Here is a 25609-nt window from a genome sequence, read left to right on the forward strand (position 1 = left end):
TGAGAATTGGACTAACCGTTCATAATATCCTCAATTTCTTCAGCTTCTAATGGTATATCGGCCATTAAATCTATATTTCCCTTTGCGGTTATGAGAATATTGTTTTCTAAACGGATGCCTAAGCCTTCTTCCGGAATATAGATTCCTGGTTCAACAGTTAAAATATTGCCTGCTGCAAATGGTGTGTATCTTCCGGCAAAGTCGTGTACATCAATGCCTAAATGGTGTGAATTGCCATGCATAAAATATTTTTTATAAGCTGGCCACGCTGCCGTTTGGTTTTTCACGTCTGTTGTCGAAATAAGTCCAAGCTTAACCAGTTGTTCAGTCATAATTTCGCCAACCTGTTCGTGGTAGCTATTCCATATGGTTCCTTCGCCAATTAATTTAATCGACGCTTTCATTACGTGCAATACTGCATTGTATACCTGCTTTTGTCTTTGGGTGAACCGACCGTTAACGGGGATAGAGCGGCTCATATCTGCATTGTAATTGGCATATTCGGCCCCAAAATCAAAAAGTATAACGTCGCCGTCTTTACATTCCTGATTATTGTCATTGTAGTGGAGGATGTTTGCATTATGACCGGAAGCAATAATAGGGGTGTAGGCATGGCCTGTTGCGCCCTGGTGGATAAATTCGTGGATAATCTCCGCTTCAATTTCATATTCCTTAACACCAGGCTTGGTGAATTTTAATACCCTGATAAAGGCATCACGTGTTATTGCCGAAGCTTTTTTAGTTAGTTCAACTTCAACATCTGATTTAACTGCACGTAAATTTCGCATAATTGGTGCCGAACGTTCATAATGATGCAATGGATACTTGGCCCGCATTTTCTCAATGAAACGGATATCGCGATAAGGAACTTCATGGGCATACCTATCGTTTTCATTTGTATTTAAATAAATATATTCAGCATAGTTAACAATACTATGCAATATGTTATCGAAATCTTCTAACCAATATACTGCTTGAATACCCGATGCGGCTTTAGCCTGCTCTTTAGTATACTTGTATCCTTCCCAAACTTTAATGTAATCGTTAGTCTGTCTTAAAAACAGGACTTCTCTGTACAATGGATTAGGACAATCAGGAAATAATAGCAATATTGTTTGTTCTTGATCAATTCCAGATAAATAAAATAAATCAGGATTTTGCTTAAAAATAAAGTTCTGATCACCGCTTCTAGGAAATTCATCGCTTGAGTTGAATATAGCTAATGAATTGTTTTTTAGGTTGTTAGTGAATTTTTTTCTGTTTAAAATAAATAATGACTGATCAATAGTAGGATATTTCATGAAAATGGTATTTTTATATGGGCAATGGCCAAATGTAATAAAATGATTAATTACTGTGAAGTTTGGAACGGAGTTTGTATAAAAGTTTGAAAATTTAAAATTTTGTTTAATTTTGGCATTACTAAAAAATTAATCAATTAAATTGTTTAACCCTTAAAAAAGAAAAAGATTATGAATTATTCTACTTTAAAGAAAAGTGTTGCGCTTTCTTTAGTGGCATTAACAGGAGTTGCTTCTCTTGCTGTCGCTCAAGATGCACCTGCAACAACTTCTGGCGTCAAGGTATTTGGCGGTAGAGGTCAGTACAGAACTTGGTCTATCGGTGTACATGGTGGTGTTTTAATGCCAGTTGTTGCTATCGGTGGTTCAAATGACTTCAACAAATGGGATGCTAACTTAGGTTACGGTTTAAACATCCGTAAACAATTAGGTCACTCATTCGGTTTAGAATTAAACGGAACACGTGGTAAACTTTCAGGTACTAACGAAGGTATTACTTCATCAGTTAAAGAATTTGAAACTGAATTACAATATGCTGTAGATTTACGCGGTGTTGTAAATGTAGGTTCAATCGATTTCTTACGTCGTGAGAATTCAGTTGGTTTCTTCTTAACTGCTGGTGCTGGTTATATGGCTTATGCTCCAAAAGTTACTTTATCTAATGGTTCTGTTATTGACTGGAAAGGTAAAGCTACTGGTCCTGCTGATGACAAACATGATGCTAAAGATTACGTAAAAGGTTTCTACATCCCAGTTGGTGCTGGTGTTAAATTCAAAGTTTCAGAGCGTGTTAACTTTAACTTAGGTTACACAATGAACTTTGTTGATGCTGATAACTTAGACGGAGTTTATGCAAAAGGTCAAACTAAAGATAAATTCTCTTACGGTTATGCTGGTTTAGAATTCTCTTTAGGTTCTTCTGCTAAACCAAGTTTAGAGTGGACTAACCCATTAGCTACTATGTACGATGAGTTAAAAGATCCAACTTTACGTCAAGAAGTTGAAGCATTGAAAAACCGTGTTTCTGCTGTTGAAAAATCTGTTGAAGATTTGAAAAAAGATACTGATGGTGACGGTGTTGCTGATCAATTCGACAAATGCCCAGGAACTCCTGCTGGTACTGCTGTTGATGGTTCAGGTTGTCCTCTTCCAAAACCAGCTCCAGTTGATTCAATTCCTTCAAATGTAACTGGTTTCGAAAAAATCGGTTTCGATTTCAACTCTTCAGTTTTAAAAACTGAGTCTTACCCTACTTTAGATAAATTATCTTCAGTGTTACGTGAAAACGGTGGTAAAGTAACTGTAAACGGTTACGCTTCAAGCGAAGGTACTGCTGCATATAACTTGAAATTATCTAAAGACAGAGCTAACTCTGTTAAAACTTACTTAGTAAACTCTGGCGTTAACGCTAGTCAAGTTGCTACTAAAGGTAATGGCGAAGCTAATCCAATTGCTTCTAACGATACTGAAGAAGGTCGTATCCAAAACCGTCGTGTTGAAACTGCTAGAAACTAGTATTTCAATATAAGATTTAAAAAAGTCCTGATGAAAGTCAGGACTTTTTTTGTGCCTTTTAATTTTCTGTGTTAAGCTTTTTAGCTAAGTTTGTGTTATGTACTTCTTTAGAAAAAAGGATCCGAACAGACCAAATAATATCAATCTGAAAATTATGCATTTTATAAATGCATTGGCCATCTTAATTTTTCTTGCAGGTATCATCTACAAGCTAATCCAATGGCTTGCTAAATAACCCCAAATTGTATGAAACAAATTATTAAAACAACTAATGCTCCAGCTCCAATTGGACCATATAGCCAAGCTGTACAAGCCGGAAACTTTTTATTCGTATCAGGCCAGGTAGCTATTAATCCTGAAAATGGAGAATTAAATATTGGTAATATTGAAGAAGAGACACACCAGGTAATGCGTAACCTTAAAGCAGTTTTGCTTGAAGCAGGTTTAACTTTCGATAACGTAGTAAAGTCTACCATCTTCTTAAGCGATATGGGTACCTTTGCTCAGGTAAACGAAGTTTATGGGCAGTATTTTACTGCTGATTTCCCTGCACGCGAAACGGTTCAGGTTTCGGTATTGCCTAAAAATGTTAATGTAGAAATTTCTGTAATTGCCATTGTAGGCTAATTTTGGCAGATAGTAAAAGCAAATATTTTATAGCGGGCATTGTTCCTTACATTATCTGGGGAACAATGTCTATACCTTTGCGTAACATCAAAGGTTTTCCGCCACACGAAATTTTATACTACAGGATATTTATTTCCATTATCGTAGTTTGGGCAACCATTCTTTTATTCAGAAGGGAGGCATTAAAGGCTGATCTGAATTTCTTAAAATCGTTAAGCACCCGTCAGAAAACCAGACTATTGCTGCTTACTGTAGTGTCGTCATTTCTGATCACGGGAAACTGGTTTACCTATATTTATGCGGTAAATAGTGTAAGTTTAAAAGCAGCTGCCTTTGCCTATATGGTGTGCCCACTGTTAACTGCACTCTGTGGATTTATCATTTTAAAAGAGCAGTTAACTAAGGCTAAAATTATTGCCCTGATCATTGCATTTATAAGCATCATTCTATTGGCAACGGGCTCTTTACACGAAGTAATGTGGGCCATTATCATCGCATCGTTTTATGCCATATATGTTATTGTGCTAAAAGTAATTAAAGATGTAGATAAGTTTAACTTTTTGGGTGTTCAGTTAATTTTATCAGGATTAATGATGCTGCCATTGTATTTTCTCAACGCTGCGCCTTTTCCTACCGAAACCTTCTTTTGGTTGCATATATTGTTGATTGCCATTGTATTTACCATTATTCCACTCTTTTTAAATTCTTATGCACTGTTGGGCATGCCTTCGTCGGCCTTGGGTATTTTAATCTATCTCAATCCCATAGTTGCATTTACCGTTGCATTTTTCTACTTTGAAGAGAAAATAGATCTGCACCAATTTTTTGCCTATTTGCTTTTGCTGCTATCGATCGTTATTTTTAACGTACAGTTGTTAAAGAGTGTTGTTTACAAGAAACAGTAAAATATTTTGTTTAATCCGGTATTAGATACACCTGTTGAGTTTTTAAAAGGCGTTGGGCCAAGCCGTGCCGATGTTTTGAAAAAGGATCTCGGCCTTTTCACTTATCAGGACATGCTTGCCCACTATCCGTTCAGGTATATCGACCGTACAAAATATTTCAAGATTAACCAGATCAATCCTGATTCGCAGTATATCCAGATTATCGGACGTGTGATCAGCAAAAAGGTAATCGGCGATAAAAGAGCAAAACGTATTGTTGCTGTTTTTAAGGATGAAACCGGAATTATGGAATTGGTTTGGTTCCAGAGCCTAAAATGGGTTGATGATAATATTACTGTTGGCACCGCTTACGTGGCCTTTGGGAAACCAACCATCTTTAACGGAACATTCAGTATCTCGCACCCAGAAATGGAACTGTACCAGCGTAAACAGGTGGGACGAGGGAATTTAACCTTGCAGCCGGTTTATAACTCAACAGAGAAGCTTAAAAAATTTAATCTCGATTCAAAAGGCTTACAACGTTTAATTGCTGGCTTGTTGGATCAGATTATTCCCCAGGTTCCCGAAAATTTGCCACAATACATTATTGATAAGTATCAGCTGCCGGATAAGAGATTGGCTCTGCTGAATATTCATTTTCCTAAAAATGTGAAGGATTTAAGTGCAGCAGAAAGACGCCTTAAATTTGAAGAGTTATTCTTCATCCAATTACAGCTTTTGCATAATAAACATTTACGCCAGTTAAAATTTAAAGGTGTAACTTTTGAAAAGGTAGGTGAAAAAGTAAACCGCTTTTATAATGAATTTTTGCCTTTCGAATTAACCAATGCACAAAAGCGTGTGGTTAAAGAAATTAGGATAGATACACAGCGTGGTGTGCAAATGAACCGGCTTATTCAGGGCGACGTAGGAAGCGGTAAAACTGCGGTTGCACTAATGAGTATGCTTTTGGCAAATGATAACGGCTACCAGGCTTGTATGATGGCTCCAACAGAAATTTTGGCCCGCCAGCACTATGCCTCTATTACAGAACTTGTAACCAATGATCTGGTACGTGTTGCTATTCTTACAGGAAATACCAAAAAGAAGGAGCGTACTGTTTTGCATGAGCAATTGGAGAATGGAGAAATCGATATTCTGATCGGAACGCACGCGCTGATTGAGGATAAGGTTCAATTCAAGAACTTAGGGCTGGTTGTGATTGATGAACAGCATCGTTTTGGTGTAGAGCAACGCGCTAAGCTTTGGCGGAAAAATATTATTCCCCCACACATTCTGGTGATGACCGCTACACCAATTCCGCGAACTTTGGCCATGACCTTGTACGGCGATCTTGATGTTTCGGTTATTGACGAATTACCCGCGGGCAGGAAACCGATAGAAACCAAACACCTTTTTGAAAGCCAACGCCTCAGGATGTTCGGTTTTATGAAGCAGGAAATAGCCAAAGGCAGGCAGGTTTATATTGTTTATCCTTTAATTAAGGAAAGTGAAAAATTAGATCTTTTACATCTCGAAGCCGGAATTGAGCAATTGAGTTACCAGTTTCCAAGGCCAGATTACCAAATGAGTATTGTACACGGGCAAATGCCCAATGCTGATAAACAGTTCGAAATGCAGCAGTTTATTGATGGTAAAAGCCAGATTATGGTTGCCACTACCGTAATAGAGGTGGGCGTAAACGTACCTAATGCTTCGGTAATGGTAATTGAGAATGCCGAACGGTTTGGGCTTTCACAACTGCACCAGTTGCGTGGTAGGGTAGGCCGTGGTGCAGAACAGTCTTTCTGTATATTAATGAGTGGAAATAAACTGAGTAAAGAGGGCAAGATCCGTTTAGAAACGATGGTAAGAACCAACAACGGCTTCGAAATATCAGAAATAGATTTACAGCTCCGTGGCCCAGGTGATATTACAGGAACTCAACAAAGCGGTGTTTTAGACCTGAAGCTTGCCGATTTGGCAAAAGACCAGATTATTTTGTCTGAAGCACGTAATACGGTAATCGCACTTTTTGAGGACGATCCGCAGCTGGCAAAACCAGAAAATGCAATGCTAAAAGCTTATCTGCAAAAATTGGAAAGAGGCATTTCGTTCGATAAGATAAGTTAACTATCAATTTCTCTAATTTCTTATCCTTGCTTACAATAATATTTAGTTGTGTATTATTTGTTCTACTTCGTGTAGTTTTGTAATCGTTTTTTTACGAGTCAACCCCTTATAATTATTATTTTACCCCCTTTTTTTAATTCCTAATATCCCTATCTTGCATAATAGCCAAATATGAACTGTTTAGTCGGTAAGTCTAAGTCAGCATACATCCTATTCAGCAGTTTTTACTAAACCTTAATTGGTTTTTTTATCAGATATGAGGGATTCATAATGGTTAACAGCGATTTATTGGTCAACAGAGCGGGAGGAAATAGTTTTCTTATGGGAAATTTGTGTAGATAATTGTCTCAATATATCAAGTTATTAATAATGCAAATATTGACCGTTCATGATTACTCATGAGTATTAAATTGTATTACAATCAATATCTAACCAAAATAAATTGAAAACTATGAAAAAAAATCTATTGAGGACTTTTGCCAGAAGTAGCATGTTTCTTGTTTGCGGTGGTTATCTCGTTTTTTCTCCACTTGCCAGCATGTCTGCCAAAGCATCATTACACGAAAAAGAACCCTTTGATTTTTACAGACCTCCGCTTCAGGACATCATTGTGAAAGGACAGGTTACTGATGCCAAAGGCCCCATTCCTGGTGTAAGTGTTAAGTTAAAAGGAGGGGCAGCAACTACAGTAACGGATGCTTCCGGAAAATTTAGCATAAAAGTACCGGAAGACGCTACTTTAGTATTTACCTATGTAGGTTATGTAGACCAAGAAATTCAGGTAAAAAACCAAAGCAATATTAATGTCCGGTTATTAGAGAACAACCAAAACTTATCTGAAGTAGTAGTGGTAGGGTATGGAACTCAAAAAAAGGCAGTTGTATCTGGCGCTGTAGCATCGGTTAAAGGTACAGAGCTGGCCAAATCATCTTCAGTAAACTTAACCAATTCATTGGCTGGTCGTTTACCTGGCGTTACGGCACTGCAAGGAAGCGGGGAGCCTGGATACGACGGCTCGACGATCCGGATTCGCGGTATAAATTCGCTTGGTAATAATAATGCCTTAATTGTAATCGATGGAATACCTAACCGGGCAGGTGGGATCGAAAGGTTAAATCCGAATGATATAGAAAGTGTATCGGTGCTAAAGGATGCATCTGCAGCTATTTATGGCTCGCAGGCTGCAAATGGGGTAATCCTCATTACCACCAAATTAGGTAAATCGGGCAAACCACAATTTTCTTACGATTTTAGTTATGGCCTACAACAACCTACACGTATACCAAAAATGGCCAATTCCACTCAGTATGCTGAGATTTTAAATGAACTGAATATTTTCGGCTCTGATCTTAATCCGAATGAATGGTCGGCAGCGTGGAACAGTTTCAAAACAACAGGTACTTATTTATCTACCGGCGGTAAAACGATTAATGCTGCTTACAAACCAGACGAAATCAGGAAATTTGGTGATGGCTCAGATCCGCTAAGGTATCCCAATACTGATTGGTTTAAAACTGTTTTTCAAAATTGGTCGCCTCAACAAAGACATAATGTTCAGATCAATGGTGGCGGTGAAAATGTGAAATATCTGGTTTCACTCGGCTATCTTGATCAGGATGCATATTATAAGAATTCTGCTACTGGCTATCAGCAATACGATATGCGTTTTAACCTGGAAGCAAAAGTAAGTAAATATATTACCACGACATTGGGCGTAACTGCGAGGGAGGAAAACCGCAATTTTCCGACGGTTAGTGCGGGCGATATATTTAGATTTTTAATGAGAGGACGTCCTAATGAAATAGCCATATGGCCTAACGGTTTGCCAGGTAGAGATATTGAATATGGTTATAATCCAGTGGTTTCTACTACTGATTTAACAGGGTACAATAAAGATATCAGAGATTACTTTCAAACAACAGGTAAAGTTGAAATTAAAATCCCAGGGGTAGAAGGATTAAAAGTAACCGGAACTGCAGCCATAGACAAATATTCTGGCAGGCAAAAAAACTGGCAATTACCATGGACACTTTACGATTGGGACAAGAAGACTTTTCAAGCGGATGGAGTAACGCCTGTATTAACAGGTACAATAAGATCTCAATATACCGATCCAAGACTTAGAGAAACAGCTGGCGGCCAATTGGCTGTAAACTTAACGGGTATGATCAATTATGATAAAAAAATCGGAGATCATACTATAGGATTAATGGCTGGTGTAACCCGCGAGAAAATAACGAATGATGGTTTTACTGCATTCAGAAGGTATTTCTTGTCATCAGCAATTGAGCAATTATTGGCGGGTGATGAGAAAGAGCAGTCGTTAGGTAATAATCCTGGCGACCCGAACAATTTATTCAACCGTGCACGATTAAGTTATTTCGGACGCGCAGGCTATAATTATAAAGAAAAATACCTGGCCGAATTTCTTTGGCGTGTAGATGGTTCTTATATTTTCCCAACAGCCAGACGTTTTGGTTTCTTCCCTGGCGTATCGGTGGGATGGCGCTTATCTGAAGAACCCTTTTTTAAAGACAATGTTAGGTTCGTGGATAATCTAAAATTGAGAGCTTCTTGGGGACAAATGGGTGCTGAAGCCTACTTCGGAGATGCCTTGCAGGAGTACCAGTACCTCAGCTTAATGAATTTTGGAAGTTATGTTTTTAATGATTTGATTACAAAATCTTTGACCGAAGGCAAGGTGCCTAATTTAGATTTCGGATGGGAAGTTGCCAACAATACGAACATTGGTTTGGATGCATCCTTTTTGAAAAACAAACTCTCTCTTGAGTTCGATTATTTCTACAATAAACGTACAAATATCCTCATCAGCAGAGGTAGTTCTGTGCCTGAAAGTTCAGGGATTACAGACCGTTTACCGCCTGTTAACTTGGGTAAAGTAAATAACAAAGGTTTCGAATTTAAATTAAGTTATAACGACCATGTAGGTGATTGGAATTATGGCGTGAGTGTAAATGGTGGTTATGCTAAAAATAAAATCATATTTTGGGATGAAACACCGGGTGCCCCAGAGTGGCAACGTTCTACCGGTAGGGTAACTAGCTCATGGCTGGTATACGATTATGATGGTGTTTTTAAAGATCAGGCAGAAGTTAATGCCAATACGCTTAATTATAGTGCACTTACCGGCAATCTTCGCCCTGGCGACATGAAATTTAAAGACATTAATAATGATGGTAAAATCAATGCAGATGATAAAATACGTTTAGACAAAAACGGAACACCAACCTTCACGGGAGGGCTAAACTTGAATTTGCAATATAAAGGATTCGACCTTTCTGTACTTATCCAGGGGGCCACAGGGGGGATGCAAATCGTAGGGATAACCGAATCTGGTGATATAGGTAATTTCTTAGAATGGTCGTATCAAAATCGTTGGAGTATCGAGAACCCGAGTTCAGTAAACCCACGTTTATCAAACAGGGGCGCTACTTATTATACCGACGGTAATAATGCCTTAAATAATACCTATTGGCTGCGCAGCAACAATTACATCAGGCTAAAAAATGTCGAGTTGGGGTATACATTGCCAACCACATGGGTTGAAAAAATTGGACTAAACAGTGTACGGGTTTATGCGAACGGCCTCAACTTGGCAACGCTTGACAAAATCAAGATATGGGATCCTGAATCAACCAATACAAGTGGTCAGTACTATCCTCAGGCAAGGGTAATCAACATGGGAATTAAGGCCGCTTTTTAAAATGTATAATAGTTTATCAATTACAACGAAACCATCATCATTTTCAAAATCACACAGTGAATATTTAAATCATGGTAGCTTCATCGCAGTTGAAAATAAATTTAAAGGATGAAAAATATGAAAGCAACAAACAAAAATATAAATCTATATATATTGGTTTTTATAACTTTTCTTGCAGTTTCTTGTAAGAAAGATTTTATGGATGTAAACCCACCCGATAAAATATCTTCGGAGCTGGTTTGGAAAGACCCTGCACTTGCACAGGCTTTTGTAAACGATATCTATAACGGATTGGGGAATGGTGGTTTTTCTGAGGAAATGCTGGCTTCTGTTTCGGATGAAGCGATGTTTACCCACCCCACAAGAGGGATCGATTTAGTCAATAACGCTACCATTAATCCATCTACATTAGGTTGGGTAAACGATACCTGGGCTTATAAACAGATGTATAATCGAATCAGAGCCTGCAATACCACTGTTGAAAGAATTGTTGGCGGCGACAATGCACTTTCTAGCCAGTCTTTAAAGGATCAATTACTAGGTGAAGCCTATTTTTTACGTGCTTATTTTTATCAGCAGTTGTTGCGTTATTACGGAGCCGTACCCATCATCACCAAAACATATGCTTTAACTGATGATTTTAAAATAAAACGCAACACTTACGAAGAATGCGTGAATTTCATTATTAAAGATTGCGATGAAGCCAATAAGCTGTTAGCAGATAAAACACTCGATAAAGGCCGTACAACGGCACTTGCTGCTTTGGCGCTAAAATCGAGGGTACTGATTTATGCTGCAAGCGATTTGCATGACAGGACGAAACTTAATGCTAAAATTCCAGGAATAGCTGCTCAAAAATTAGATTTCTTAAGCTATGCGAGTGGAAATCAGACCGATCGGTATAAGTTAGCACAAACTGCTGCCAAAGCCGTTATGGATTTAGGTACTGGTTATAAATTAAATCTTTCTGCTCCTGCTACGCTAACAGATGGACGGTTAAATTATAAAAGTATAGCTATGGGTGGAGCAAGCAAGGCACCAAATATAGATGCATCAGCTGCATCTGAACTTATTTTTGCCCGCTATTTTATCATCCAAAGTAATATCAAACATGCACAGCAAAATGGTCCGAACGGTTACCACAACTGGGCAGGTAATACACCAATAGGTTTATTGGTTGATGATTACGAAATGGCGGACGGGACAAAGTTTAGCTGGAACGATCCGGTACAGAAAGCAAATCCTTATGTAAATAGAGACCCACGGTTTTACGCCACAATTTTATACGATGGTGCCGGTTGGAAACCTCGCGATAAAGCATCAGGTAATGTTGATCCTGCCAGTCAAATCCAAACTGGAGTATACGATTTAATGGATAACAATACGAGAATTGACTTTAGAGGTTTAGATACACGTGCAAGTTCTATCGAAAACTGGAACGGCAGCTGGACAGGTTATTACTACCATAAATTTATCGATCCAGATCCAACTATTGTAGATGCCTCGATGTCGCAAAATGTGCCCTGGCCTTTCTTTAGATATACCGAAGCGGTATTTAATTATATCGAAGCGAGTATTGAGCTTGGCGAACTGAGTAATGCTACAAACTGGTTAAATAAAATTCGTTTCAGGGCGGGTATGCCTGCGGTTACAGCAACAGATCAGGCTGGCCTTAGAGAGGTTTACCGCCATGAGCGCCGTATAGAAATGGCCTATGAAGAACAACGTTATCACGATACGCGCAGGTGGTTAATTGCTGGCGAAACACTAGGCAGAAAGGTTACTTATATCAAAGTTACGGGTAAATTTAAACCAGGTAAAACGATGTCTGCCCCTTACCATTATGACCCTACTGTATATGATTATACTTATAGTCCAGTTGTAGAAAATGCACAAGAAAACAGAAGTTGGGACAATAAACTTTATTTCAGGCCATTTAGCCGCGATGAAGTAAACAAAAATAATTTACTAGAACAAAACCCCGGTTACTAAGCTAACCAATCTAGATACCCGATGGATAATATTATTCATCGGGTTTTTTATGCAATAATATCTGGAGCTGGCCGATCGGGTATTTTACTTTCAATAGAAAAAACAGGTAAGCTTAAGCCTTTGGCTATTCCCGTATTTAATTTTCAAAGCGTAGTTTTGCAAAAAAAACTTTTTTCTGTGGCAGATTCAGACCCCAACTCCGTTATTGTAAAACCAGATCCATTCGCAGCCCTGCGATATAAAGAATTTAGATCATTTTTGGGCATGCGGTTCTTTTTTACGCTGGCTTACCAAATGCAGGCCGTTGTTATTGGTTATCATATTTACGATTTAACACACGATCCGCTCAAACTCGGTTTAGTTGGTTTATGCGAAGCTATTCCTGCCATTGGGATTGCATTGTACGGGGGCTACATTGCTGATAAAAGCGAAAAACGCGGGTTGTTAATCAAGATTTTCTCAGGTGTTTGGCTGGCTTCAGTTTTAATGTTGATTATTACCAGTAAATATCTTCACCTTAAGGAAGACCTTATTGTACTTATTATGTATGGATTGGTTTTCTGCATTGGCTTAGCCAGAGGTTTTTTTGGCCCGGCAACATTTTCTTTAATGGCCAAAATTGTACCGAAAGAATTGTATCCAAACTCAAGTACTTGGAACAGTAGCAGTTGGCAACTGGCTACTATTATCGGCCCATTAGTTGGAGGTTTGGTAAATTGGTTGTGGGGAATTACAGCAGCATACAGTGTAATTGTAGGTCTTGTTACCATATCATTGATCTGCATATTTACCTTCAAAAAACACCCCGCCACCTATGTGCCCACACAGAATATATTCCATAGTTTAAAAGAAGGTATCCAGTTTGTTTTTAAAACCAAAATGATGGTTTGGGCCATGAGCTTAGATCTGTTTTCTGTCTTTTTTGGTGGGGCTGTAGCCCTGTTGCCTATGTTTGCCAAAGATGTTTTTCACTTAGGCTCTTTTGGATTGGGCATGATGCGCGGTGCAGCATCTTCGGGCGCTGTAATTACCATGTTGGCCATGACCCGCTTTTCGCCAATGGGAAAACCCTGGCGCAACTTATTAATCGCAGTAACTGGATTTGGTCTCAGCATTATTTGCTACGGTTTATCTAAAAACTTCTATTTAACATTATTCTTTTTATTTCTGGAGGGATCGTTTGATAGCGTAAGTGTAATCATCAGACAAACGATTATGCAGCTACTTACCCCTGATGATATGCGGGGACGGGTTTCGGCAGTAAACAGTATGTTCATTGGCTCATCAAATGAAATCGGCGAATTTGAATCAGGCTTAACAGCTAAGCTAATGAATCTTGTTCCGGCAGTTGTATTTGGCGGAAGTATGACGATTGCTATAGCGGGTATTACCTGGTTTAAAACACGATCTTTAACCAAGTTGAGTTTGCAGGATATCAATGAGCAAACAACCAAGGCTGCTTAGTTACTAAAAGAGTGGTCAACTTTAATAGGCAGTTTGCCAGAAAGTTAACAACGCTGGAATTCAATGAGAAATTAACTAATTTATTGTGCCTTTGTGTTTGGTGGTGAAAAACGAAAAAGGGTTCGTGAGGACACGAACCAGGGCGATAAAGATAATGCTTTATTGCAAATAATTTGGGCATGCCCCCAAGCTGCGCAAGGGTCGGGCTATCCGTTACAATCTTTTTTGAAGAAAAATCAAAAAAGGATTTCCACTGCTATCCCTCATGCAAAACTATCGACGCCCGCATGCTATTTAACTTTTATTGTGCCCTAGTTTCTTGGTGGTGAAAAAAAAATGGTCCGTGAGGGCACGGACCATGGCTAAAATTAAAATTTCTTATTCTTACCCCAGATTAGATAAATAATGGAACCTAAAAAGGGGGCAAGCAGGATAATGATAAACCAAAGTACTTTTACCGAGAAACCAATGCTGTTATTTCGCGATATATGGTACAATGCCGCTAATATTAATGCCAGCCAAAGTATGGCTGCTATAATAATGATAATTGCAATCTGGTTGCTTTCTATTTGAGCTAGTAACATGACAAATTCTTTTTGTTCCTAAGCTTCAACAACTCTTTCGCCAATTTGTTGGCGCCACATGGCCTGATATAAACCATTTTGTGCAATTAGCTCTTCATGTCTTCCCTGCTCAATAATGTGGCCTTTCTCTAAAACATAAATTTTATCAGCATGTTTTATCGTTGATAAGCGATGCGCGATCAAAATGGTAATGTGATCGGTTAAATCTGATACCGAACGGATGGTTTTGGTAATTTCTTCTTCTGTAATCGAATCCAACGAAGAAGTGGCCTCATCAAAAACCAAAATATCTGGCTGACGGAGCAGCGCTCTTGCAATAGATAAACGTTGTTTTTCGCCTCCAGAAACCTTAACCCCACCCTCACCAATTAACGAATCTAAACCTTTATCGGCACGGGCCAGCAAAGTTTGACAGGCTGCCTGATTTAAAACTTTATAACATTCTTCATCCGTAGCATTAGGGTTAACAAACAGCAGGTTTTCCCTTATTGTACCAGAGAACAATTGCGTGTCTTGCGTTACGAAACCGATTTTCTCGCGTAAAGCATCAAGATCGATATCGTTGCTTGGAATGCCATTGTATAAAATCTCACCATCTTTTGCCGGATATAAACCCACCAATAGTTTAACCAGTGTGCTTTTTCCAGAACCTGATGGGCCTACAAATGCAATGGTTTGCCCGTGATGGGTTTTAAACGAAATATTATCTAAAGCATTTCTATTGGCTGTTAGGTGTTTGAAACCCACATTGCTAAAGGTTAAATCCTTAATTTTTGCTATAGAAGTTGGATTCTCAGGTTTTTTATCAATCGGTGTACTTAAAATCTTTTTAAAGTTGCCTAACGAAACTTCTGCCTCACGCCAGGTTAAAATCACATTGCCCAGCTCTTGTAGCGGTCCGAAAAGGAAGAACGAGTAAAAAAGGAATGAGAAATACTGCCCGGCAGAAATCGTATTGTCGAAAATAAGTAGCAGTAAAACGAGTACCATTGTACTGCGGACCAGGTTAACAGTAGTGCCCTGAACAAAACTCATACTGCGCACATATTTCACTTTTTTAAGTTCCAAGCCCAAAATTTTGTATGTGGTTTTATTCAGCCGGTCAATTTCCTGATCGGCCAAACCTAAACTCTTAACCAGTTCGATGTTTCTTAACGATTCTGTAGTAGATCCTGCCAAAGCAGTGGTTTCGCCAACGATAGAGCGTTGGATGGTTTTAATTTTGCGACTTAAAAACCAGCTTACGAAACTGATGATCGGAATAGCCGAAAAATAAACTAAGGTAACTTTGTAGCTTACCGAAACCGAATACACGATAACGAAAATCATTCCGATTAAACTTACAAAAAGGATACTGATAAAGGCAGTGATAAACTTTTCCGAATCTAAACGTACTTTTTGTAAAATACCGAGGGTTTCTCCACTGCGTTGATCTTCGAAAACCTGATAAGGCAGTTTTAAAGAATGTTGCAAACCATCAGCATACATTTTCGCGCCAACTTTTTGAACAATTACACTGGTGAAATAATCCTGAAAGTTTTTGGCGATACGCGAAACCATGGCTGCACCAATAGCCAGCCCGATTAAACCAAGAGAGCCCCAAAGATATTGGTTATAGGTTAACGAATCTTTTTTATTGATGAAGCGGTCTAAAATGCGACCGGTGATGTATGGATCTAAAAGTGAAAAACCAATATTTATGCCTGCCAGCAATAACGCTAAAGCCACAATCCACTTGTGGTTTTTCAGGTAGTTAAGTAATAATCCCATTAAGTTTTGTTGTTTGTTAATGCAAACATAAAAAAAGGGAACGGATAAAAATCCATTCCCCTTTTTTATGACTTTAAGCTAAGAAACTTAGCTAAATCTTATTTAGAATCCGTAGCGTAAACCAATTTGTGCTTGCCAAGGGTTTCCGGTTGGTGTTACAATACCAGTGTTATTTACGCGGTAAGTATAAGCTTTGTTTGTAGCATCGAATGCGCTAACGGCATATAAAGCCTGGTTGCCCAAAGTTTCATTTACACCCCATTTTTTGTTAAGTAGGTTTGCAAAATTAAATACATCTCCGGAGAATTCAATGCTATGCTTTTTATTTAACTGTAGTTGATAGCTTAATTTTAAATCAACAATACCAAAAAAGTCATTTACTCCGCCATTTCGCTCTGCTATCTGACCAGAATATTTATTAATATAATCTTTTAAACTTTGGCTTGCGCTTGGATTATCCAATAATGCCTGTAAGCCTGTTCGGATATTTGCAGGAATATTTTGATTGTTTCTATCGAATACAAAAGCTAAATCATTTGTAGCCACAAAATCTCCATTAATATTGCCGCCAGCCAATAAGCTATATCGTGTACCGCCAATACCAGAGTAACGAACGCCTAATCTAAAGCCATAAAAACTTGGCGACGTTCCATAAATAACAACCTTATTACGGAATTGATTATCCGAATAAGACATTTTGCTCAAATCTCTTGGATCATCTTTAACAGGTAGTGATAAAGTAGCAGAGTTTGCCACGTTGCCATTATACGAGGTATTATCTTTCGTGTCGTTATAAGTATAACTTGCAGAGATTTCTCCATCTTTAAAATAATTCCAGGTCGCATCTAACACTACAGCGAATTGATTTACTTTACCTTTACTATTTAATTCTAACACACGGCCAAACTGATTAGTTAAACGACCGCCTTTCCAATCGGCAACACCATTACTTGCTGTGATACTTGAAGTTGGCACAAATACACCACGGTTACCTTCGTTAGATAGGGTAAAGAATGGATTTGCTGCCATATTTCTGTCAACATACATGTAGTTGTTACGGCCTAATGTGGCGTAACCCGTAATCCCAACCTTAAATTTATCGGTAATTAATTTACTGTATGATAAGTTGGCTTTATAAACCACCGGAATTTTTGCATCCTCTGCATAAGTATTGATGGTTGGCACCTGTAAAGCACTTAATGAAGGTGTAGCAACAGTACCATTTCTATAACCTATAAAGTTTGGTGTTGGCACATCTGCTCCAAAAACATCAACTGTTGCTAAATGTTTACCATCAAAGGTTAAGTTATTAATGGTCACATAATTGTTCACATCCGAGCCGAAAATACCTGCTCCGAAACGAACAAAGTCTGTTCGGTTTTCATTAATATCCCAATTAAATTGAATTCTTGGCTGAATTAAAAATTGTTTTAATTCATGGTCTGTTCTCACGCCAATAGCATCAAATAATTGCTGATTAAGTGGCGATTTTGGATAAGAGCTGTAATCAATACGCAAACCGCCTATAAAATCTAAACCTTTTGCTAATTTAGTCTGCATTTGTCCATAAATAGCGGCGTTCCAAATGCCTGCTTTAACCGATGGGTCGGCAACCAAAGGTACTTCACGATAAAATCTGTTCGGAGCAAGGTTATTAAAGTTTGTAATTGCAGGAACTTCGATCTTTTTTGTAGGGTCATTTGGAAAAGCGGGGTCTTGAATCTGAGAAGTTGAGTATTCGAAACGGCCATTAACCTCACTACCATAAAGAGATTTTGCATTCGTATACATCACATCAACACCAAATGTATATTTAACTTTATCGGTATTATAATAGAAATTATCTACCAATTGAAAAACATTATTGGTAAAACCTTCCTGCCCGAAACGGTGACCACCAATTTGTATTGCAGTAGAGATCCCCTTGGTGCCATCAGCAAGGTCAGATTTTATATTTCCTACAATTGCTCTTGGAATGGCACCTGTTAATTCATCATTTTGGGTACTCGCCTGGAAAGTATATAAATGTTGTATTTTTAATTCGTTAGTGATTTTGCTGCTTATGGTTGACCGTAAAGTTGCCAATAAATTATTGTCAACATTTTTATCGTTACCGTAACTTTCGTAGAAATTTATCGCGGTGTTATCTGCTAAACCTAATGGATTTCTATCGTTTGTGTAATTATCACGAATGGTTAATAAATTTCTGTCGTTAATTTGCCAATCTACACGGGCAAATGCAGCATCCGAACCACGCTTTTTATCGAAAGAACCATATTGAGGTGTATTTGCTACTCCATATTTAGTACGGGCAACATCCAAAAACTGTGCTAAAGTGCTATTAGTGATTCTGAAACGTGCTTCATCAGCTGGGCCGTTAACATCGGCAATAATTAATGGGCGAGCATCTTTCTGATGATCTAAACCAACGAAATAATGTAATTTATCCTTAATAATTGGGCCACCTAAAGTAAAACCGTATTGATAAGTAGAGAAATCGTTATCACGTTTTACACCTCTAATATCGTAACGGCTGGCTAACCAATCTGCACGGCCATAACCAAAGGCGCTTCCACTTACTGTGTTTGTACCAGATTTAGTTACAGCGGTTACTGTACCGCCCCCGGCTCTGCCTAAAGTAACATCATATTGATTGGTTACTACCTTAAACTCCCGAACAGCCTCAATAGAAATTGAATATGGCGCACCACTACGACTCGTGGTACTGCCAGCTGATGTTGGGTTTTTGGCATTCATTCCGTCAATGGTATAATTCGTAGAAGAACCTAACTGCCCCGAAATATTTCCGCCACGGCTTAAAGGAGATAGATCCATTAAGTTAGAAAAATTACGCCCGTTTACAGGCAATTGGTTCATTGTTTTGGCCGAAATTTCTGTAGAAGCACCAAAGTTTTGAACTTTGTTCCTCAAACCCGAAGCCACTACCTGTACGGCGTCTAAATCCTGCGAAGCTTCCTGCATGGTGATACCCACCTTAACTACATCGCCAAGGTTTAACATATAACCATTTCTGGTCTGCTCGCCGAAGCCTACGTAAAGGGCTTTTACCGAGTAAGGGCCACCCAAAGGAAGTTCTTTAAAAGTATATTCGCCCTGAGCGTTGGTAGATGTTTTAGTAGTGAAACCTGTTGAATTGTTTCTGATCTGCACCGAAACTCCAGGAATAGGTTTCTTTTGTTGATCGGTGATTACACCCGAAATTGATGCCTGGGTTGTTTGTGCCAGAACCCGGTTTGGGACAAAGCAAAACAGCAGCAACACTGCAATAAGTAAATTTTTCATCATCATTTGTTTTTTAGCGGTTATGAAGCTTGCCCGAACATGTTATTTTTTGCTGCTCAGGCAGGTTTCATCAAAATTGGTTTTCTAATTTTTTATGATGGCAAAGATGTTAATGTAGTGTTAAGTTGAATTGGATTTTATATTATGAAATGGTTTACAAATTTGGTCAATGTTAAGAAAATAGCATCAGTAGTATTCGGATAGTTTGTTTGTATGTTTTTCCAGATTTATAGCTGTCTCATAATGTATTAAATTTGTATATAAATTTTACATAAAAGTAATTTTAGTATTACGTGTGGTTAATTTTAAAACTGTCTTTTTAAGAAAAAAACAGATATGAAAAAAATTAACACTCTATTAGTTCTATTGGTACTAATTGTCTCATCTTGTAAGAAAGAACAGCAGATTCCAAAGGAAACAGCATTGTTTTCGAGATCTAATTCCAAGTTAACCAGTTCACGCCCACTAAATCCGGGTGATCCTAATTTGGATGCAACCTGGGATTGGACCCAGCACAGTTGGACTGCTTATTTTAACAACGCCAATGGATCTGTTGGTAGTGTTACAACTTTGAATCCTTTTATTGATGGTGCTCAAAAAGTTTATGGCAATGTTGATGTTTCAAAAGCAGATATGTATCCTGCCAATGGATGGATGCTGGTATCGCGCGATTTTGGAACGCCAACGGAAGCTAATGCCTATCCGTTTTTGTTACTTTATAATAAACATAGGGGCATTTTGAGGGTGTGTGTATTGAGAACTTATGATGTTCAATCCTCTTATCAACAAATCACGCTTAGTTATGCGACAAATACAACCTATCCAAAGTTCTTTTTATACAGTAGCACAAAGCCCCCTTATGCTTGGACTGTTGAATATCCGGCTAATCCGGTTAATACTCAAAGCAGTGAATACAAGCAAACTGCAGTTACTTTTGCAGGGGTGCAACAATGGATGATTGCAGATTTTGATGTCAGCGGATACAGCTCAACTTTTGATGAAAATACCTCATTTAATATTGGTGTTTCAGAAGTGACACAATCTGACGTTGTTTTAAATGGAAATATACAATTAGATGGTACTGCCCAACCACAAGCAGCTGGTGGCCCTAGTGCATTAGGTATAATTAAAAATGCGGAAAGCTTTTATGCTAAAACTGCAGAAGGCGTAGCAAAGGTTTTAAAAATACCTGAGACAGATGCTGCAGGAAGAATTGCGGGAGGTGGCGCGCTATTTTTAAAGAGTATATTGGGGTTAATAACAGGTTTTTCGGGAGGGGAATCGGCAGTGCCTTATAATATTAAACTGAAAGGAACAATCAACCAAACTGGATCGATTAAGTTAACATCGCCAAAAACGTCTTTTAGTGTGTATTTAAAACCATTAACAGGTAGTGTGGCCTACCGCGCCGTACAAAATATACCCTGGGGAGTTTTTTATCTGGAAACTGCAAATGCGGTTGTTGAGGAGGTTACGCATTACACTTGGGTAACGGATGAATATGGCTATCCAGGAGAGGTTTATGATGGTTTTAGTAGATCAGTAAAATTCAATCCAAATTTCTTTGCTAATTCGCTAGTGATTAACCCGGCGATTGCTAATGATGTAGCAAGTGTAGAAGCATGGGGTGCCAATACGGGGGTTGATTTTGTTCCAGTATCTGTATTTGACCAAGCCGAAAGGTCGATATGGGCTGCTAAAAATGAATATCCATTACAACTTGGCGTAAAAATTACATTTAATAATGGAAATATTGTTTACAAGCTTTTTTCATTTTAATTCTGATAAAGGTTAGCTATAAAAATGGATTTACCTCTTATTTTATAATTCTCCAATTACTTAACACAAACGGCCGATAAATCAATATCGGCCGTTTGTGTTAGGCTTTAACAATTAGCCAATTTGAATAATTAAACAGTTAACCATTCAAAAATTTACTTCTTCTCTGCAGTAAATTTATCGCTGAATTTTTTATCCAATTGTTTGTGTAGATTATCAAGATTAATGTCTCTCCCCTGAATAAATGCCTGCTCCACTTTGTTGGTGCGCATATCCAAAGCATCGCCAGCAGAGATAAAGAAAGTTGCATCTTTGCCAGTCTCAATGCTGCCAGTGGTTTTATCAACGCCCATCGCTTTGGCCGCATTTAAGGTAATGGTTGATAATGCTTTTTCTTTATCCAAACCCCAGGCTGTAACCGTACCGGCCATAAAAGGCAGGTTGCGCTGTTGCCAGTAACCATCAATACTCAATACCACATTTAAGCCTGCATTGGCCAATATTGCAGCATTTTTGTAAGGCATATTTACATCGTCATCATTGTTGTTTGGTAAAGCATGGGGCTGTTTCACCACCAGGGTAATGTTGTTTTCTTTCAGGAAATCGATAATCAGGTAAGCTTCATCAGCGCCTGTAATTACCGGGGTAATGCCAAATTTCTTAGCGAAATTAACTGCTGCAACAATATCTTTCTGACTTTCGGCCGCGATGAACAATTTTTCGTTGCCAGTGAATACTTTTTTCATCGCTTCGAATCGGGTATTAATTACTTCTGGTTTGCCCATTTCCGAATAGGCTTTTGCCTCAGCAAAGAAAGAAGTTAACTGTGCAATGGCCGCTTGTGTACGTTCGGCTAAGCTTTCTGGCGATTGCTGCGGCCTGCCGAAACCACCAAAGCCACCTCTAAAACGCGGTGTAACCGGCCAGGTCATGTGCATAGCATCATCGGTTTTAAGTGCTGCATCTTCCCAGTTCCAGGCGTCGAGCTGAACAACGGATGAACTGCCAGAAACCGTGCCGCCCTGGGGTGTTGGTTGTGCCATTAACACACCATTGCTGCGCAACGTGGCTGGAACTTTAGAATCGGTATTGTAAGCAACAATGGAGCGGATGTGTGAATTAAAATCCCCAATTTCCTGAAAATCCAGGGTTGCTTTTACGGCTTCAATTTCTGTTAAGCCTAAATTGGTAGTTGCGGCAATAAAACCAGGGTAAATGTGTTTACCTGTAGCTACAATGCGCATTACATCATCTTGTGGTACCTGCCCGTTGGCGGTAACTGAGATAATTTTTCCACTGCCAAAAAGGATGGTTCCGTTTTCGATCACTGTTCCATTGCCAACATGTACGGTTGCACCTGTTATGGCGATGGTTTTACTTTGTTTTTTCGCTGGCGAAATGTTTGCCTGTGCAAAACACATCAGGCTTGTTGCCGATAAAGCCAGGCTGAGTAAATATTGTTTAGTGTGCATGTTCTTTCTCGGTTAATTCTGCTGAATAGTTTTCTAAAGTTTCGCAATTGTACAGGCGTGGTGCATCACCCAATGGACGTTGTGTACGTCCACCTTTGCTTTTACTCTCTAACATCTTTTGGATCAGACGTGCTTTCTCTGTTTGCTGGGTTTTGATTACCTGAGCATCTTTCTCGATATCCCAATAAGCAATGCCGTCTACAAAAGTTTTCTCTGCCCTGGCATAGATAGAAAGTGGATTGGCGGTCCAGATCACCACATCGGCATCTTTACCTGCTTTTAAACTGCCCACTTTATCGTCGATGTGCAGCATTTTCGCCGGGTTTAAGGTTACAAACTTAAAAGCATCTTCTTCAGGTACATTACCATATAATACCGATTTACCTGCTTCCTGGTTTAAGTGACGGGCCATTTCGGCATCATCAGAGTTGAAAGCCGTAGTTACACCAACATTATGCATAATTTTTCCATTGTAAGGGATGGCTTCGGCCACTTCGTTTTTATAAGCCCACCAATCGGAGAAGGTAGAACCTGCAATGCCATGCGCTTTCATTTTATCGGCCACTTTGTAACCTTCTAAAATGTGCGTAAAGGTATTGATCTTGAATCCTAAGCTATCAGCCACATGAATTAACATGTTGATTTCGCTCTGCACATAAGAATGGCAGGTAATGAAACGTTTGTTGTTCAGAATCTCAACAATAGCATCTAACTCTAAATCTTTACGTACGCTGTTGCCTTTTACGGATAAAGCTTTTTCGTATTCTTTTGCACGGGTAAACTCATCCACAAAAGTTTGCTCAACACCCATGCGTGTAACCGGGAAACGGGCACCTGTGCCGAAATTACTTTGTTTCACGTTTTCGCCCAAAGCAAATTTAATGAAGCCATCGGCACCTGCAAATTTCAGTTCCTCTGGCGATTTGCCCCAGCGCAGTTTAATCAATTGCGATTGGCCACCAATCGGATTGGCCGAACCATGTAGGATTTGTGAAGTGGTTACACCACCGGCCAGCTGGCGGTAAATGTTTACGTCTTCTGAATTGAGGATGTCTGCAACGCGTACTTCAGCAGAAACCGATTGCGCACCTTCGTTAATACCACCAGCGCCTGCGATATGCGAGTGCTCATCAATAATACCAGCGGTTACGTGTTTACCGGTAGCATCGATCACTTTAGCGCCGCTTGCCGAAAGGTTTTTACCAACTGCTTTAATTTTCCCGTTTTCTAAAAGTACATCAGCATTTTGAAGAATTCCATCTTTTTCATTCGTCCAAACGGTTCCGTTTTTAATTAAAACCGTTTCTTGTTTTGGTAGTTCAGTGCTTCCGAAGGCAGAAAAAGGATAAATTACCGGACCCATGGCCAAAGTGCTTTTTGGCTCTTCTTTTTTAGGCATTTCTTTAGCAGCTTCTTTATAAGTTGCTGTAAACTTTCCGGTAGTGCCATCTGCCAGTGCCGATTCGCCTTTTATGGTAACCGGGTTTGCCGAAGTAATGTAACCACTTAAACGGACATCACCCTTTGGGTTTTTCTTTAAGTTGAAATTGATGCTTATCCAATCGCCGTTTCTGGTAAAAGTTGCTGTGGTTTTAACACTATCTACACCTGTTCTTTCAATTGCAGCTGTCGATCCGCCACCTGTTCCGGTAATTTTTAGGATTAAAGCACCAATACCATCAACATTTAAGTTGTAAGTGCCACGTATATCGCTCACATCCATTTTGTTTACAATGAAACGTTTGCCCTGTACCCAGTTTTCAAAAATGATGTTCCCGTTTTTGAACAGATTATCTGATGAGATTAAAAAGTTGGCTACTTTTCCCTTTTCCAATGAGCCTACTTTATCGCTGATGCCCAAAAGTGAAGCAGGGATTTCGGTAACCGATTGTAAAGCCTGTTTTTCAGTTAAGCCGTTTTCTATAGCTATGCGGATGTTTGCCCAAAAATCGCGACTGTTCTCCAGGCCGAATGCCGTTAAAGCAAATTTAATTCCTGCTTTCTCTAAACTAGCCGGGTTGGTTGGTGCCAGTTCCCAGCCTTTCATCTGTGATAAAGTTACATTTCTAGCTTCTGCAGGATCTTCAACATCGTAAGCTTTAGGGAAAGTTAATGGAATAATTAAGCTGGCTCCGGTAGCTTTAACCTCGTTTATGCGCTGGTATTCATCACCTGTAGATTTAATGATGTATTTTTTGCCAAATTCTTTTCCGATTTTATCAGCACGCAGAATGTTCTGCCAGCCATCTACTTCAAATAGCTGTGGAATGGTTTGTTGTTTGCCAAATTCGTCTAGCGAGATGTTATACTCATCTTTTTGTTTGCCATACCATTGCGCATCGTAATAGGTTTGGCGCAATAAAGCAATAGAACCCATTAAAGAAGTCGGGTAATCGTTTGATGATGTTCCTTTGTTAAACGAATAGTTTGCTGCGGTTTGATCTTTTAAGAATACGCTGTTATCGGCACCTTCGTTTAAAGTTACGGCAGCAGAAACACCGCGGGCAATACCATCGCGATTAATTACGTTTACACTACCAAAGCCTACCTTACGTAATTCATCTGCTTTTTTGCTGTCGGTAGAAAAGATGCTTTTTACATAAGTTTCTGGTCTGATTGATTCGTTCCAGCCATAAGCTCCCTTTTTGGTCGAAACGAAAATAGACTGGCGCTGACCGCCGAAGCCACGCTGTTGTGCCGGTGTTTCGCTAAGGCCATAACTGGTAAAGGCATCAATTAAGGATGGATAAACAAATTTTCCTTTAAGGTCGATTACCACATATCCTTTAGGTACGGCTAAACCAGCACCAACACCCTGTATGGTTTGTCCTTTGATTAAAAGTGTGGCATTTGTAAGGGTTTGATTGGCATTAACTACTATTGTTGCATTGGTAAAAGCAAACATTCCGGGTCTGGTATCAAAAGAACCGTTAACAGGAAAGGAGGTTTGCTGTGCAAACAGAAATGTAGTAGAAATTACCAGCCCAACGGCAAGTAAAATTTTCTTCATAATAAGTTTAGGGTTTTAATTTGTTTAAAACTAATATAAATAAGCGTTCAA

At 39.0% G+C, this 25609-nt stretch carries 15 protein-coding genes; 9 read left to right on the forward strand and 6 right to left on the reverse strand.

Going from position 1 to position 25609, the window contains the following annotated elements:
* Positions 1 to 11: 11 nt before the first annotated feature.
* Positions 12 to 1301 (reverse strand): aminopeptidase P family protein, encoded by a 1290-nt coding sequence (locus AC07VK_RS12550; RefSeq protein WP_492960854.1) that lies wholly within the window; start codon positions 1299 to 1301, stop codon positions 12 to 14.
* Positions 1302 to 1472: 171 nt separating this feature from the next.
* Here AC07VK_RS12550 and AC07VK_RS12555 point away from each other — a divergent pair, with 171 nt between their 5' ends.
* From AC07VK_RS12555 to AC07VK_RS12590, 8 genes are all read left to right on the forward strand, one after another.
* A complete protein-coding gene (locus AC07VK_RS12555) occupies positions 1473 to 2816 on the forward strand; it encodes an OmpA family protein (RefSeq protein WP_492960856.1) in 1344 nt (447 codons plus the stop codon).
* A 97-nt stretch (positions 2817 to 2913) separates the two neighbouring features.
* On the forward strand, positions 2914 to 3051 hold the full coding sequence (locus AC07VK_RS12560) for a DUF6728 family protein (RefSeq protein ID WP_317130071.1): 138 nt from the start codon (positions 2914 to 2916) through the stop codon (positions 3049 to 3051).
* 11 nt (positions 3052 to 3062) lie between these two features.
* Positions 3063 to 3443: a RidA family protein gene (locus AC07VK_RS12565; RefSeq protein ID WP_029274517.1), complete on the forward strand. Its 381-nt coding sequence runs from the start codon at positions 3063 to 3065 to the stop codon at positions 3441 to 3443.
* 2 nt (positions 3444 to 3445) lie between these two features.
* Positions 3446 to 4348 (forward strand): EamA family transporter, encoded by a 903-nt coding sequence (locus AC07VK_RS12570; RefSeq protein WP_492960858.1) that lies wholly within the window; start codon positions 3446 to 3448, stop codon positions 4346 to 4348.
* A gap of 6 nt (positions 4349 to 4354) precedes the next feature.
* Entirely contained in the window at positions 4355 to 6460 is a 2106-nt protein-coding gene (recG, locus tag AC07VK_RS12575) for an ATP-dependent DNA helicase RecG (RefSeq protein WP_492960860.1), read from the forward strand.
* 451 nt (positions 6461 to 6911) lie between these two features.
* Entirely contained in the window at positions 6912 to 10184 is a 3273-nt protein-coding gene (locus AC07VK_RS12580; RefSeq protein WP_492960862.1) for a SusC/RagA family TonB-linked outer membrane protein, read from the forward strand.
* A gap of 117 nt (positions 10185 to 10301) precedes the next feature.
* Positions 10302 to 12176, forward strand: coding sequence for a RagB/SusD family nutrient uptake outer membrane protein (locus AC07VK_RS12585; protein WP_492960864.1), 1875 nt, complete (start codon positions 10302 to 10304; stop codon positions 12174 to 12176).
* Positions 12177 to 12197: 21 nt separating this feature from the next.
* Positions 12198 to 13640 carry an MFS transporter gene (locus AC07VK_RS12590; RefSeq protein WP_492960866.1) on the forward strand — a complete coding sequence of 481 codons (1443 nt, stop codon included), beginning with the start codon at positions 12198 to 12200 and terminating at the stop codon, positions 13638 to 13640.
* Between the two features lie 368 nt (positions 13641 to 14008).
* On the opposite strand, the gene AC07VK_RS12595 is transcribed toward AC07VK_RS12590, so the two are convergent.
* The 3 genes from AC07VK_RS12595 to AC07VK_RS12605 form a co-directional block, all read right to left on the reverse strand.
* Positions 14009 to 14224, reverse strand: coding sequence for a PLDc N-terminal domain-containing protein (locus AC07VK_RS12595; RefSeq protein WP_215129583.1), 216 nt, complete (start codon positions 14222 to 14224; stop codon positions 14009 to 14011).
* Positions 14225 to 14242: 18 nt separating this feature from the next.
* Positions 14243 to 15994 (reverse strand): ABC transporter ATP-binding protein, encoded by a 1752-nt coding sequence (locus tag AC07VK_RS12600; RefSeq protein ID WP_492952464.1) that lies wholly within the window; start codon positions 15992 to 15994, stop codon positions 14243 to 14245.
* Positions 15995 to 16096: 102 nt separating this feature from the next.
* The gene (locus AC07VK_RS12605; protein ID WP_494939801.1) at positions 16097 to 19297 is read right to left on the reverse strand and encodes a TonB-dependent receptor; all 3201 of its coding nucleotides are present in this window, start codon (positions 19295 to 19297) and stop codon (positions 16097 to 16099) included.
* Between the two features lie 336 nt (positions 19298 to 19633).
* On the opposite strand from AC07VK_RS12605, the gene AC07VK_RS12610 reads away from it, so the two are divergent.
* Positions 19634 to 21076 carry a hypothetical protein gene (locus tag AC07VK_RS12610; RefSeq protein ID WP_492960869.1) on the forward strand — a complete coding sequence of 481 codons (1443 nt, stop codon included), beginning with the start codon at positions 19634 to 19636 and terminating at the stop codon, positions 21074 to 21076.
* 155 nt (positions 21077 to 21231) lie between these two features.
* Here the strand turns inward: AC07VK_RS12610 and AC07VK_RS12615 are convergent, their stop codons facing one another.
* Positions 21232 to 22548, reverse strand: coding sequence for an amidohydrolase family protein (locus tag AC07VK_RS12615; protein ID WP_492960871.1), 1317 nt, complete (start codon positions 22546 to 22548; stop codon positions 21232 to 21234).
* Positions 22538 to 25558: an amidohydrolase family protein gene (locus AC07VK_RS12620; RefSeq protein ID WP_492960873.1), complete on the reverse strand. Its 3021-nt coding sequence runs from the start codon at positions 25556 to 25558 to the stop codon at positions 22538 to 22540. The genes AC07VK_RS12615 and AC07VK_RS12620 overlap by 11 nt, the downstream gene beginning before the upstream one ends.
* Positions 25559 to 25609: the final 51 nt, after the last annotated feature.

Source organism: Pedobacter sp. GW821-FHT01D05 (assembly GCF_059422505.1).

Coding starts and splice junctions, on each gene's coding strand:
- AC07VK_RS12550 (WP_492960854.1), bottom strand. CDS start 1,301: ATGAAATATCCTACTATTGATCAGTCATTATTTATTTTAAACAGAAAA.
- AC07VK_RS12595 (WP_215129583.1), bottom strand. CDS start 14,224: ATGTTACTAGCTCAAATAGAAAGCAACCAGATTGCAATTATCATTATT.
- AC07VK_RS12555 (WP_492960856.1), top strand. CDS start 1,473: ATGAATTATTCTACTTTAAAGAAAAGTGTTGCGCTTTCTTTAGTGGCA.
- AC07VK_RS12605 (WP_494939801.1), bottom strand. CDS start 19,297: ATGAAAAATTTACTTATTGCAGTGTTGCTGCTGTTTTGCTTTGTCCCA.
- AC07VK_RS12585 (WP_492960864.1), top strand. CDS start 10,302: ATGAAAGCAACAAACAAAAATATAAATCTATATATATTGGTTTTTATA.
- AC07VK_RS12580 (WP_492960862.1), top strand. CDS start 6,912: ATGAAAAAAAATCTATTGAGGACTTTTGCCAGAAGTAGCATGTTTCTT.
- AC07VK_RS12565 (WP_029274517.1), top strand. CDS start 3,063: ATGAAACAAATTATTAAAACAACTAATGCTCCAGCTCCAATTGGACCA.
- AC07VK_RS12610 (WP_492960869.1), top strand. CDS start 19,634: ATGAAAAAAATTAACACTCTATTAGTTCTATTGGTACTAATTGTCTCA.
- AC07VK_RS12590 (WP_492960866.1), top strand. CDS start 12,198: ATGGATAATATTATTCATCGGGTTTTTTATGCAATAATATCTGGAGCT.
- AC07VK_RS12615 (WP_492960871.1), bottom strand. CDS start 22,548: ATGCACACTAAACAATATTTACTCAGCCTGGCTTTATCGGCAACAAGC.
- AC07VK_RS12600 (WP_492952464.1), bottom strand. CDS start 15,994: ATGGGATTATTACTTAACTACCTGAAAAACCACAAGTGGATTGTGGCT.
- AC07VK_RS12560 (WP_317130071.1), top strand. CDS start 2,914: ATGTACTTCTTTAGAAAAAAGGATCCGAACAGACCAAATAATATCAAT.
- AC07VK_RS12620 (WP_492960873.1), bottom strand. CDS start 25,558: ATGAAGAAAATTTTACTTGCCGTTGGGCTGGTAATTTCTACTACATTT.